Consider the following 12,958-nt stretch of genomic DNA (forward strand, 5'->3'; position numbering starts at 1 on the left):
CGAAAATTTTTTATTTTGTCGCCATGCTCGTATCCTTGTTAAACTTAAGCTAGTCGCATTAAGGAGAGTTCAAAAAATGAAAAAAGTTGCTGTAATTTTAGCTGGTTGCGGTGTTTACGACGGCGCAGAAATCAATGAAGCCGTGTTAACCTTATTACATATCGCTAAAGCAGGCGCGAGCTATGAATGCTTCGCACCCGATATCGAACAAATGCACACCGTTAATCACCTAACAGGTGAAGAAATGACACCTAATCGTAATGTGCTAGTTGAAGCTGCACGTATTGCCCGCGGTGAAATTAAAGCGCTCACTGAGCTAAATGTAGATGAGTTCGATGCCTTGATCGTACCAGGTGGCTTTGGGGCCGCGAAAAACCTATCTGACTTTGCAGTAAAAGGTGCAGATGCCCAAGTTCAAGGTGATGTACTGACAACAGCGAAGGCTTTTGTCGATGCCAACAAAGCAGCAGGTTATATATGTATTGCGCCTGCCATGCTGCCGCTTATTTATGGTAAAGGTGTAAAAACAACCATTGGGAGCGATGCAGAGACCGCCGCAGCTATAGAACAACTTGGTGGAGCACACCAAAGCTGTGCTGTGAACGATATCGTTGTTGATCAACAACATAAAGTGGTCACTACCCCAGCCTATATGTTGGCCCAAAGTATTTTAGATGCAGATGCGGGTATCGAAAAATTAGTTAACAAAGTATTAGAGCTTGCTTAAGCATCAAGCTAAGAGCCAGTATTTTATGCTGGCTTTTCTTGCGCTAACGCAAAAAAATGACGGTTTTTCTCAAGAAAAAGCCTTTTAGATCATTTTATAAATTGTGGCTTAGCGTTATAATCGTTCTAATTTCCGTCATATATATCGTGATTGATCACGTTCAAATCGAAGTGAGCAAGGCAAAATGAAAAAACTATCAGCTGCATTATTACTGCTAGCAACAACGGCATATGCACAAGCGTATGACAACTCTTTGACTGAAGATGCTATCAAAAAGCGTCTAGCGCCAATTGGTTCTGTCTATCTAGAAGGTGATAAAGCTGCAGTCGCTGCTGAACCTACAGGCCCTCGTTCTGGTGAACAAGTTTACCAAGCAGCATGCTTTGCTTGTCACGGCACTGGTGCACTAGGCGCACCTAAATCAGCTGATGATTGGGCTCCTCGTATTGCTAAAGGCATGGACACTTTACTTGACCATGCAATCAATGGTTTCAACGCGATGCCTCCTAAAGGTACGTGTATGGACTGTTCTGATGAAGAGATCAGCGCTGCTATCGATTTCATGACTAGCAAGTAACAGTTTCAAATCTAATACTAAGGGCTTATTTTTATAAGCCCTTTTTTTATGCCTTTATCAGGGCGCGAGGCTAGCTCTGTAGCCAAATATGACCATAATAAATTACTATTTTGTTAACAGCTGTTACTTGACGATCTAATGAAAAAGTGGAACTATTAAGGACGATATTTAAACAATAATAAAATGAGTTCTAAATCATTGGAAGATTCAGCAACACACTTTGATAAGCTTGCACGTAAAAATGTTCGCTTAAAATCGCTTTTACAAAAGTATAAGCAATCACATCACTTGCAACATGCTCTTTTACAATTATCAGAGCAAGCGAGTACTGTTGCCGAATTAACCTTGCTTTACCCTGCTATCCACAACATCCTGCAAGACTATATTCCAAGTAAAAACTTCTTCGTGGTTTTGCATAACCCTGTTTACGATAACCTTGAGTTATCTTATTTTGCCGACGAAAAAGATGGCCTCTCTGTGCCATTGAAGTATGAACAGTACTTTAAAGAAGGCCTGACAGGTTACGTATTTAAGCAAGGTAAAACCAGCTACTTTACCAAACAACAAACAGAGCTAGCGGTTGAACAAGGCTTACTCAAATGCTTTGGCACACCTGCCGAGCATTGGGTTGGAGTTCCTGTATACCGCGATAAGTCAATAATTGGAGTGATGGTCGCGCAAAGCTATGAAAAAGACCTGAGTTATTCTGAGCAACAAATTGAGTTGCTAGAAGTAATGTCACTTTATTTGGCAACGGCCATCGAACGAGTTAAGAAACGTGAACTGCTCGAATCAGAAGTTAAAATTCGTACTCGTGCACTGACACAAAGTAATCAAGCTCTCAATGAAGAAATACAGCAACGTAAAAAAGCGTTAGAGCGTCAACAGATCCTTTTTAAAATATCAGAGCTGGCAACCTTAAGTGAAAATCTTGACGACGTTTATAAACATGTTCACGAAATTATTAAAACCATTACCTATGCAGACAACCTATATATTGCCCTTTATGATGAGCAAACTCACTGGTTAAGTTTTCCGTACTGTGTCGATGAATACAATGACACAGGCAGGCCGAGACCTTTTGCAAAAGGTTTTAGTGAACTTGTTTTAAGCTCCGAAGAATGCCAAGTCATCGATATTGATAAAGCAAATAATCTAATTAAGTTAGGCGTTGTTGAAAGGCCCGTAGACGTCCCGGCTGAACGAACAGCAACTAGCTGGTTAGGTGCACCACTTAAAACATCGCAAGGTGTCATTGGTCTAATAGTTTGCCAAGCGTATAATAATAAACACGAATTCACGCAAGATGACTGTGAGTTAATTACCTTTGTATCGCATCAAATAGCCAACGTCATTCAAACCCATTTAGCAAATCAAGAGTTAAAGCTAAATCATCAAAAGCTGGAAAACAGAGTTGCAGAGAAAACGAAAGAGTTACGCCAAGCAAACCTGCACTTACAGATGCAAATTGAAGAGCGTAAAAAAATAGAACAACAGCTGTACCACGATGCACACCATGACTCATTAACCAGTTTACCTAATCGCAGTTTATTCCTAACACAGTTAGAAAAAACATTGCAGCATTATCAGCGCTATCCAGAGCAGCAGTTTGCAGTGTTATTTATTGACCTTGATAAATTTAAAGACATCAACGATCACCTTGGTCACCAAGCAGGCGATCAATTTTTAATTGGTGTTGCTGAATCTTTCTCGCATTGTATCCGTGAGCATGATTTACTTGCACGTTTAGGTGGTGATGAGTTTGTGGTATTGCTCACTCACTTAACTGAGCAACAGCAAGCTCAAGATGTTGCCAAACGTATCATCGAAATAATGAGAAAACCTTTCTGTATGAAGGGTCAATGCATTCAAAGTGGTGCCAGTATTGGTATTACTTACTCAAAACCAAGCTACAAGCACACCGATGAAATTATACGTGATGCCGACGCCGCCATGTATTACGCTAAAAATGCAGGCCGTAATCGCTTTGAATGTTTCCATCCGCTGCTTAATGCCAGTAATGTGCAACATGATGCTGACAATATGCATCACTTAGATGACTTGCCTATGCACTTTAGAAGTGCCGAAATCATTACCTTGGATGAGCAAACTCGCGCAGAGTCTTTACTCGAAGCATTTGGTGAACACCCAGTACTTGGCAGCACCAGCTTTGAAGTACTTAAGAAGTTTGCGACCGATAGAGTACAGCACTTTGAGGTTGAACTTAACTTACTAAAACAAGCATTCAGCTTAGTAAGTGACAGTAAGAAAGAAAAAGTATTGTTCCCTTGCTCTGGCTTAGTCCTTGAACGTATTAATTTTCAAGCACTATGTAAGCTATTAAAAGCCCACGATGCGAATAGAATGTGTCTGTTATTCAACGAACAAGAAATTCGTTACGCATCAGCGGTACAAATTGAAAATTTAAAAAACTTGGTCGCACAAGGATTTTCGATTGGGTTGAATGAATTTGCTAAAGATCGCTGTGAGTTAAACTTACTGACTGAGTTTCAATTCGATTACTTGTTATTAAGTTCAACATTTAGCAAGCGCGTATTACAGCAAGAAAACTATCACTTACAACTGCAAGGTGTACTGGCGATCACTAAGCTGCAAAATATCAAAGTAATCGCGAAAGGACCGTCGATTTTTAACTACCGCACGTTACTCGATAAGCACGGGTTGTCGTTGTTTATTGGTAAACAGCATGCGCTGGCGCCCTTCGAATACGAAACACCAAGCGCACAAATAATTACTTCTTAAGCATCGCTCTTAGATTAGCTACACGGGCTTGGCCTTTTTCCATACGCTCAGCCTGTGAAGACGGTGGCTTTTTCGCTTCAAAGGCTAAGTCATCTTGTGGTAACTCCTGCACAAAGCGACTGAGCTCAGTATCTGACGTTTCACCAAATTGACGACGTAACTTAGCATAAGTCATTACCAACTCTTGTTGAGCACGGGTTATACCTACATAAGCAAGACGACGCTCTTCTTCAACGTTATCTTCATCGATACTTACTTGGTGTGGTAGTAACCCCTCTTCCATGCCAACCATGAACACATACGGATACTCCAAACCTTTTGAAGCATGCAGTGTCAGTAATTGTACCGCATCAGATTCGTCTTCTTCTTCGTTACGTTCAAGCATGTCACGTAAAGTCAGTTTACTAACCACCTCAGCAAGGTTCAGCGGCGGGTTGTCTGCGTCCCCTGTTAGCATGTCGGTGATCCAACGATAAAGCTCTGAAACGTTCTTCATGCGCATTTCAGCAGCTTTTGCACTTGGTGATGACTCATAAAGGTATGCTTCGTAGTTAATTTGTCTAACTAACTCTTTCACAGCCTCAAGGGTATCGCCGCGTACCGCATTATCAGAAAGCTCAACCACCCAGCGGGCAAAACCAGCTAAGGCATTAAAACCACGGCCTTTTAAGCGGTGTGCAAGTTCAGGTTCAAAACAGGCTGCAAATAAGCTGATATGCTTTTCATTAGCAAGGGTGCCAAGTTTTTCGAGTGTGACCGTACCAATCTCACGGCGTGGCGTATTTACAATACGTAAAAAGGCATTGTCATCATCTTGGTTCACCAATAAGCGTAAATACGCCATGATATCTTTAATCTCTGAACGCGAGAAAAACGACATGCCGCCACTTATCTTATAGGGAATGCGGTTGCTCATAAGTGCTTTTTCAAACACGCGCGCTTGATGGTTACCACGGTATAAAATCGCGTAATCTTTATAGCTGGTACGCTTCATGAATTTATGAGAAATGATTTCTGCTACCACTCGCTCTGATTCATGCTCTTCATCACGACAACCAATCACTTTGATTGGCTCACCATAACCAAGTTCACTGAATAGCTTTTTATCAAACTCGTGAGGGTTGTTGGCAATCAAAATATTCGCCGCTTTTAGAATTCGCCCTGCGCTTCGGTAGTTTTGTTCAAGCTTAATTAAACGTAAGCCCGGAAAATCTTTACTCAATAGTACAAGGTTTTGAGGCTTAGCACCGCGCCATGAGTAAATTGATTGGTCATCATCGCCTACCACTGTAAAACGAGCTCGTTCACCCACCAATAACTTAACCAACTGATACTGGCTGGTATTAGTATCTTGGTACTCATCCACAAGCAAGTAACGAAAACGCTGTTGCCAACGCTCACGCGCAGTAGCATTTTGGCCTAACAATAAAGTAGGGATCATGATCAGATCATCAAAATCAAGGGCATTATAAGCACGTAGTTGATTTTGATAACGCGCATACAGCTGAGCAAATAAGGCTTTTTGTGGCTCACGGGCTTCGCGAACAGCACGCTCTGGCAGAATCAATTCGTTCTTCCAGTTACCTATTTGCATTTTTAGTAGGTTGAGTAAGTCTTTGTCTTTTTTTAGTTCTTCTTCGGTCAGCTCGGCTAGTAACTGGTTGGTATCTTGATCATCAAACAACGAAAAACCGGGTTTAAACCCTAGCGTCGTTAACTCTTTTTTGATGATCTCAAGCCCAAGAGTATGAAACGTTGAAACCCATAAGCCTTTCGACTCTTGTTTACCCAGTGTTTGCGTTACACGCTCGCGCATTTCTTTTGCCGCTTTATTGGTAAAAGTTACCGCCGCAATATTGCGCGCTTGATACTCACACTTTTGCACCAAGTAAGCGATTTTATTAGTAATAACACGCGTTTTACCAGAGCCCGCACCGGCTAATACCAGACACGGTCCACTGATATACTTTACCGCTTCATCTTGTTTTGGGTTGAGTTTCATAAGCCCCTAAAGAAATTATCCAAAGACAGGACGGGCAATTTTACCGTAATCACTACACTACGCCTAGCCAATAAGGTAAGATTGTTTTTTTACGTGACTCAAGGGACGAAGATGATCAACCCAGCAAAACTTGAAGAAATCGCTAAGCAAATTACTGACAACATGCCGCAAGGCGTGAAAAACCTTGCCGAAACAGTTGAAGGCAAAACAAAGCAAGCTATTCAAAACAAACTTGCTGAGATGGACTTTGTAAGCCGTGATGAGTTTGATATTCAAAGCCAAGTACTTATTCGTACTCGTGAAAAACTCACTGAGCTTGAAGAGAAAGTTGCATTACTCGAGCAGCAACTTGCTAGCAAACAAGACGAACAATAAAAAAGGAGAGCGAATTAGCTCTCCTTTTTTCTACCTAACTAGTTTAGGTTTTAGCTTTTTTCTGCCACGCGTTCGAATACACGCTTAACGGCGATACCGTAGGTATCACTAGCTTCTTCAGCACAGGTCACAACCGACTCAAGATCATTAAGGTGACCATTCGCTAAGCCATACACCCAACCATGAATTGTTAAATCTTGGCCTTTCGCCCAAGCATCTTGCACAATGTTAGTACGGCACACGTTACGTACTTGTTCGATAACGTTTAGTTCAATTAAGCTATTTAAACGCTCTTGCTCAGGTAATGCATTGAGTTGTTCGATGTGTTTTTCTTTTACATCACCTACATGGCGTAGCCAGTTATCAATTAAGCCAAAACGCGCTTCGTTTAATACTGCTTGAACACCACCACAGCCATAGTGACCAACGACCATGATGTGCTTCACTTTCAGCACTTCAACAGCGTATTGCATTACCGAAAGACAGTTATGGTCAGTATGCACAACGACATTTGCTACGTTACGGTGAACAAATAGCTCACCCGGTAATAAGTCTACAATTTCGTTTGCAGGTACACGCGAGTCAGAACAACCGATCCACAAATACTCTGGATTTTGCTGCATTGATAGAATTTTAAAAAACTCAGGATCATTTTCACTCGTACGCGCTGCCCAACGTCTATTATTTTCGAATAAATTTTTTAACTTTCTCATTGCGCCTCTTTACGGTTTTTAATAATTAGCTTGGATCAAGATATTCCTTGGTGTCAGCTGCTTTTCGCAAAACGTACTAACTGTTACTTGATACCCTTGTTGTTGCAAATATAAAGCACGATCGAGCACGAGCCAAACTTCAATTGCCCTTCTGAACACATGTCGGACGAGTTCAACTCGCTCGGTGACCCTTTTGCGCTTTTTACCTATCTCTAAAAACTTATTGTAATCAATGCCTTCAGGTAAATGTAATGATTTTTTCTCAGCAGCCCATAAACAAAATGAGTTAAACGAATCAGAGAAGATCGCTTTGTTCACTGACGGTACACTCACATAGTGCATTTCACCGGTCAGTGATTTACGTAACGCATCAAATCCAAGACGCCATTCAACCTCTGTTTTTCTGACCTTATCAACTCGGCTCGGTGCGGTTACCGTTTCTTGCAGCGCCAGTTTTAAATCGCGATGAGTAAGCGCAAGTTGGCTTTTTTTTACGGGCTCGCTCATTGCTTGATAAGCGTTATCAGTGAATAAATGATAACAGCACGGTGAAAAACTAATTTGCTGGGTTTTCGCTTTACTTGCTTGCTGCATAAATGTTTGATGCAAACGACCACAGGCATGCAATGCAACTGCATGCTGCTGGCTTTCAAAAAAGCCATCTGTGTCATCGGTTAATACATCAGCTTGTGAAAACTGCATCGCCAATTGCTGTTGCTTAGCACTGTGTTGACCTTGATCGCACAAGTGTTGTTGTAGCTCAATGCTATGGACACGTGGTGCCCCATTAAATGCCAACATACGACCTAAATGCCCTTTACCTGCACACCATTCTAAAACAGGCTGGTTTAATGACTGCTGACTAATGGCCGCGACAAAGTCTTGTAGTTGTTCAAACTTACGGCCCTTAATGCCATTACTTACCCAAAATGGAAATTCATTACGGGCAGCACTTATAGCAGGCAAATTACACAACTCAGCCAACTGGTCGATACCCTCTATTGCCTCAGTAAAATAACGATATAAAGCTTGCTGATCGGCATCAAGTTCACTCACTTGTTGGTCATCAAGCGCCCATAATAAGTTGGCTAATTCAGGCCAAGGAAGATCATCAAAATCAAATGCGGTACATTGCCAGTATTGGCGGGTTGAAAATAGCAGTGCATCTAAAGCTGCAAAGTGCTCGGCAAGTGTCATAACTACTTAGCGACAAGAAATAAAGAGCAGTATAACAGCTTTTATCTTATTTAACGTCGGTTACTGCTGATCAAGCGACTGTACAATGGCACACACGCAATACTTAAAATGATGGCGAGGATCAACATCCACGACAGCTCAATAGCTTCAGCTTGCTGCTGATCATACATAAAGCCATCAAAAGCCTGATCAAAATCAGCTTGCTCGATGCCATATAGATCTGCAATTAAACGCCATTTTGCCATCGACATATTGCCTAACTTAATCCCTGGAGGTTGAATATAGCTTGCCAAAACATGTGCTTCATAAGCCAGCTCCTGTACGCTTTTATGTTTAGCATAGTGTTGCTTGGTCACATCGATGCTTTCTTCTAAGTGCAATAAAGCATATCGCCACCCTTTTAGGCTCGCGCGGTAAAAACGCTCTACAACCTCAGGCTTCTTCGCTAAAAACTGCTCAGAGGTATATAAAATATCACCATACACATTCAAGCCGAACTTTTGAGGGCAAATGAGTCGATAGCCAACCCCTCTAAGAGTCATGCTGTAAGGCTCATTGGTCACATAAACTTGCACCGCATCTAAATCACCGGCAAGCCACTCTTTAACGCCGCCTTCATGGCTAGCTGCCATCAAGCTTTCTTGGCTCAATCCAGCACGCTGTAACATGACCAAGAGTTCTGCATTTTCTAGTGAGCTAACTTTGCTGAGTTTCTTTCCAACAAAGTCTCTGGGCTGAAAAATATCTGAGTTATTCTTTACCATCCAGCAGTAAGGCGAAAACTGCAGAATGGCTCCAAGGGCAACAACCGATGCGCCTTGCTGGCGTTTTTGTAATATGCCTGAGTGAGTAATGGCAAAGTCGGCTTGGCCGTTTAACACTTTAGGAAAGGTATCAGGGTCATTTGGGTCGGCAGGTATAATAGCAACATTAAGGCCCGCTTCCTTGTAAAAGCCTTTTTCTGCAGCCATATAATAACCTGCAAATTGAAACTGGTGAGTCCATTTTAATTGTAAGCTAACGTTATCAACGCTCTGTGCGCTCATAGAGAGCATTAGACAGATTAACCCTAGTAGACTTTTCATTCCTTGCACGCATCATCCTTGATTGAGAACCGTGCAATAACTATAGGAAAAATAGACAAAAAAACAAGGCTACTAATTAGCAGCCTTATTCTGATTTTATAACTAATTAGCCACTTTCACTGCGCTCAACTCCTGACCTTGGCTGGTTAGGAACTGGGTGAAACATGGATTGTTCGTTTCATCTTGAACGTTGTATCCCAAACGGTTCAAATGCTCATTGAATACCTCATAATCACTCGGTTCAATAGCAAAGGCCGCCAGCACATTACCAATCGCTCCACCATGATTACGATAATGGAATAAAGTGATATTCCAATTACTACCAAGGGTATCTAAGAATCGCGCCAGTGCGCCTGGGTATTCAGGAAACTCAAAGCGTAGTAAACGCTCATGAAGTTGAGCAGGCGCTTTACCACCCACCATATAACGAATATGCAATTTAGCCAGCTCGTTATCTGATAGATCGCAAAACGTGTAGTCGTTTTCTGTCAGTGCGGCTTTTAATTCATCAAGCTCTTGCTGCCCTTGCCTTAATGCAATACCAACAAAAATTTGTGCTTCGCCGGGGCCTGCGTAACGGTAATTAAACTCGGTGATAGCTCTGCCACCTAGTGAGTTACAAAACTGCTTAAAGCTACCCTTTTCTTCTTTTATGGTCACAGCAAGGAGTGCTTCGTTCTTTTCACCAAGAGCAGTCCGCTCTGCAACATAACGTAAGCGGTCAAAGTTTAAGTTTGCACCCGATAAAATTGCAGCAACGTTTAAGCCTTTAACACCATTTTGTTGGCACCATTTTTTCAGCCCTGCTGTTGATAGCGCCCCTGAAGGTTCTGCTATCGCACGAGTCGAAACAAAGATATCTTGCATTGCGGCGCAGATTTCATCGCCCGTTACAGTGACCACTTCATCACAAAACTTTTGCGCTAAACGAAATGTTTCTGTGCCGATGACTTTTACGGCTACACCATCTGCAAAGCTGCCAACACGGTCAAGCTCAACGGGCTTGCCCGCTTCAAGCGCTGCTTTTAGGCAAGCACTCTCGTCAGCTTCAACACCAATGACTTTGATATCAGGACGTAACGACTTAATGTACACCGCCATGCCTGCAAGTAAACCACCACCGCCAACAGGAATAAAAACAGCATCGAGGTCGTTCAATTGCTGCATTAATTCACGGGCAACGGTACCTTGGCCAACAATCACATCAGGATCATCAAACGGTGGCACAAACACCCCGTTACGCTGCTCTGTCAGTTCTAAAGCATGGGCTTTTGCCGCATCAAAATGATGGCCGTGTAATACCACTTCACCACCGAGTGAACGTACTGCATTCACTTTAATTTCTGGTGTTGTAACTGGCATCACAATCGTTGCGTTATGCCCTAAAAATGAGGCACTGAGTGCAACCCCTTGCGCATGGTTACCCGCTGAGGCTGTGATCACATCAGACCCTTTTGGCAACTTGCTCAGTTTATGAAAAGCACCACGAAGCTTAAATGAATAAACCGGTTGTTGGTCTTCACGCTTTAACCACACATGGTTGCCTAACCGTGCACTAAGATCAGCCATTTCGCTGACCTCAGTGACTTTTGCAAGCGGCTCCATGTTCGCTTGGATGATAGCGCGAAAATAATCGAGCTCTTGAGAAACCATAATTAACTAAGCTCCTCAAGTTTTGCTAAATCGCGAACAGCTCCTTTGTCTGCACTGGTTGCAAGTAATGCATAGGCTTTAAGTGCAGATGAAACATAGCGGTCACGATCAAGTGGTTTATAAGCGTCTTTACCACGTGCAAGTTGCTTTTGTTTACGTGCTTCAAGCTCTTCATCTGACAGCGCTAAAGTGATTTCGCGGGTTGCAATATCAATTACTATTTTATCGCCATTTTCAACATAGGCGATTGCACCACCACTTGCTGCTTCTGGTGAAACGTGACCTATTGATAAACCCGATGTACCACCCGAGAAACGACCATCGGTGATAAGCGCACACTTTTCACCTAAGCCCATTGATTTTAAGTAACTCGTTGGATACAGCATTTCTTGCATGCCAGGGCCGCCTTTTGGCCCTTCGTAACGAATTACAACAACATCGCCTGCTTTTACTTCACCATTAAGGATGCCTTCAACCGAATCATCTTGTGATTCGTATACAACAGCAGGGCCTTCAAAGTGCAGCATTTCTTCAACTACGCCAGCACTTTTAACAATACAGCCATCAAGGGCTAAGTTACCTGAAAGTACAGCTAGGCCACCATCTTGACGAAAGGCATTTTCAACACTGCGGATACAGCCGTTTTCACGGTCATTATCAAGTTCTGGCCAGCGACATTCTTGGCTCATTGCTTTTGTAGTACGGATTCCGGCAGGACCTGCTTTATAGAATTTTTGCGCCACTTCATTATTAGGATCGGTGGCATCCCATTTAGCCACCATTTCAGCCATACTGTGGCCTGCCACGTGATCAACAGATAAATCAACTAGGCCAGCCTTACCTAACTCACGGATAATTGCCATCATGCCACCAGCGCGGTGCACATCTTCAATGTGATATTTATTGGTTGCGGGTGCCACTTTACAAAGGAAAGGTGTTTTGCGAGAAAGCTCATCGATGTGCGACATATCAAAATCAACACCCGCTTCTTGCGCTGCAGCTAATAAGTGTAAAACCGTATTTGATGAACCACCCATAGCAATATCAACGACCATTGCATTCATAAAAGCAGTGCGATTAGCAATCGCACGAGGTAACACTGCTGCATTGTCTTTTTGATAATACTCTCGGCATAAATCAACAATGCGCGCACCTGCTTCAACGTAAAGTTGTTTACGGTCTTTGTGCGTAGCAAGTGTGGTACCGTTACCCGGCAGTGCTAAACCAATCGCTTCTAATAAGCAGTTCATTGAGTTGGCAGTGAACATACCTGAGCATGAACCACACGTAGGACACGCAGAACGCTCGACTTTTTCAGAGTCTTCATCGCTTACTGTGGTATCAGCGCCTTTCACCATGGCATCCACTAAATCAAGTTTAATGTCGATATCAGCAAGGCGTGTTTTACCCGCTTCCATTGGACCACCTGATACGAAAATAACCGGAATATTTAAACGCAGTGCAGCTAGCATCATCCCTGGGGTGATTTTGTCGCAGTTAGAAATACAGATCATGGCATCAGCACAGTGTGCATTAACCATGTATTCCACTGAGTCAGCAATTAAGTCACGCGATGGTAGTGAATACAGCATGCCGCCGTGACCCATTGCGATACCATCGTCGATCGCAATAGTATTAAATTCTTTTGGTACACCACCGGCTTCGGTGATGGTTTCAGCCATCAGCTCACTAAGTTGGTTAAGGTGAACATGACCCGGTACAAACTGAGTATATGAGTTAACAACAGCGATAATTGGCTTACCGAAGTCTTTATCTGTCATCCCTGTTGCACGCCACAAAGCACGCGCCCCTGCACGTTTGCGACCTTCTGTTGTTGTTGCACTTCTTAATTTAGCCATAATTACC

10 protein-coding genes are annotated in these 12,958 nt (G+C 42.7%); 4 read left to right on the forward strand and 6 right to left on the reverse strand.

The window, feature by feature from the left end; translation table 11 throughout:
• The first annotated feature begins 76 nt into the window (after positions 1-76).
• From elbB to CWC02_RS19415, 3 genes are all read left to right on the forward strand, one after another.
• Positions 77-727, forward strand: a complete 651-nt coding sequence (elbB, locus tag CWC02_RS19405; protein WP_054554119.1) for an isoprenoid biosynthesis glyoxalase ElbB — start codon at positions 77-79, stop codon at positions 725-727.
• Between the two features lie 184 nt (positions 728-911).
• The gene (locus tag CWC02_RS19410; protein WP_054554118.1) at positions 912-1,304 is read left to right on the forward strand and encodes a c-type cytochrome; all 393 of its coding nucleotides are present in this window, start codon (positions 912-914) and stop codon (positions 1,302-1,304) included.
• Between the two features lie 183 nt (positions 1,305-1,487).
• Positions 1,488-4,067, forward strand: a complete 2,580-nt coding sequence (locus CWC02_RS19415) for a bifunctional diguanylate cyclase/phosphodiesterase (RefSeq protein WP_054554117.1) — start codon at positions 1,488-1,490, stop codon at positions 4,065-4,067.
• Here the strand turns inward: CWC02_RS19415 and rep are convergent.
• Positions 4,057-6,069: a DNA helicase Rep gene (gene rep, locus CWC02_RS19420; RefSeq protein WP_054554116.1), complete on the reverse strand. Its 2,013-nt coding sequence runs from the start codon at positions 6,067-6,069 to the stop codon at positions 4,057-4,059. The two genes, CWC02_RS19415 and rep, sit on opposite strands and share 11 nt — an antisense overlap.
• Positions 6,070-6,180: 111 nt before the next feature.
• Here rep and ubiK point away from each other — a divergent pair, with 111 nt between their 5' ends.
• Positions 6,181-6,444 (forward strand): ubiquinone biosynthesis accessory factor UbiK, encoded by a 264-nt coding sequence (gene ubiK / locus CWC02_RS19425; protein ID WP_054561163.1) that lies wholly within the window; start codon positions 6,181-6,183, stop codon positions 6,442-6,444.
• A gap of 50 nt (positions 6,445-6,494) precedes the next feature.
• Here ubiK and can read toward each other — a convergent pair whose 3' ends face one another.
• From can to ilvD, 5 genes are all read right to left on the reverse strand, one after another.
• Positions 6,495-7,157 (reverse strand): carbonate dehydratase, encoded by a 663-nt coding sequence (gene can, locus CWC02_RS19430; RefSeq protein WP_054554114.1) that lies wholly within the window; start codon positions 7,155-7,157, stop codon positions 6,495-6,497.
• 18 nt (positions 7,158-7,175) lie between these two features.
• A complete protein-coding gene (locus CWC02_RS19435; RefSeq protein WP_138619836.1) occupies positions 7,176-8,354 on the reverse strand; it encodes a methyltransferase in 1,179 nt (392 codons plus the stop codon).
• 50 nt (positions 8,355-8,404) lie between these two features.
• On the reverse strand, positions 8,405-9,400 hold the full coding sequence (locus CWC02_RS19440) for an ABC transporter substrate-binding protein (RefSeq protein WP_228482690.1): 996 nt from the start codon (positions 9,398-9,400) through the stop codon (positions 8,405-8,407).
• 141 nt (positions 9,401-9,541) lie between these two features.
• Positions 9,542-11,092 carry a threonine ammonia-lyase, biosynthetic gene (gene ilvA / locus CWC02_RS19445; protein ID WP_138619837.1) on the reverse strand — a complete coding sequence of 517 codons (1,551 nt, stop codon included), beginning with the start codon at positions 11,090-11,092 and terminating at the stop codon, positions 9,542-9,544.
• 2 nt (positions 11,093-11,094) lie between these two features.
• A complete protein-coding gene (ilvD, locus tag CWC02_RS19450; protein WP_054554111.1) occupies positions 11,095-12,951 on the reverse strand; it encodes a dihydroxy-acid dehydratase in 1,857 nt (618 codons plus the stop codon).
• Between the last annotated feature and the right edge of the window lie 7 nt (positions 12,952-12,958).

It is taken from the genome of Pseudoalteromonas sp. S2721 (assembly GCF_005887425.1).
GTDB lineage: Bacteria > Pseudomonadota > Gammaproteobacteria > Enterobacterales > Alteromonadaceae > Pseudoalteromonas > Pseudoalteromonas simplex.

Bases quoted from the DNA above. Each gene is read 5' to 3' on its own strand.
- elbB (WP_054554119.1), top strand. From the start codon at position 77: ATGAAAAAAGTTGCTGTAATTTTAGCTGGTTGCGGTGTTTACGACGGC.
- CWC02_RS19410 (WP_054554118.1), top strand. From the start codon at position 912: ATGAAAAAACTATCAGCTGCATTATTACTGCTAGCAACAACGGCATAT.
- CWC02_RS19415 (WP_054554117.1), top strand. From the start codon at position 1,488: ATGAGTTCTAAATCATTGGAAGATTCAGCAACACACTTTGATAAGCTT.
- rep (WP_054554116.1), bottom strand. From the start codon at position 6,069: ATGAAACTCAACCCAAAACAAGATGAAGCGGTAAAGTATATCAGTGGA.
- ubiK (WP_054561163.1), top strand. From the start codon at position 6,181: ATGATCAACCCAGCAAAACTTGAAGAAATCGCTAAGCAAATTACTGAC.
- can (WP_054554114.1), bottom strand. From the start codon at position 7,157: ATGAGAAAGTTAAAAAATTTATTCGAAAATAATAGACGTTGGGCAGCG.
- CWC02_RS19435 (WP_138619836.1), bottom strand. From the start codon at position 8,354: ATGACACTTGCCGAGCACTTTGCAGCTTTAGATGCACTGCTATTTTCA.
- CWC02_RS19440 (WP_228482690.1), bottom strand. From the start codon at position 9,400: ATGAGCGCACAGAGCGTTGATAACGTTAGCTTACAATTAAAATGGACT.
- ilvA (WP_138619837.1), bottom strand. From the start codon at position 11,092: ATGGTTTCTCAAGAGCTCGATTATTTTCGCGCTATCATCCAAGCGAAC.
- ilvD (WP_054554111.1), bottom strand. From the start codon at position 12,951: ATGGCTAAATTAAGAAGTGCAACAACAACAGAAGGTCGCAAACGTGCA.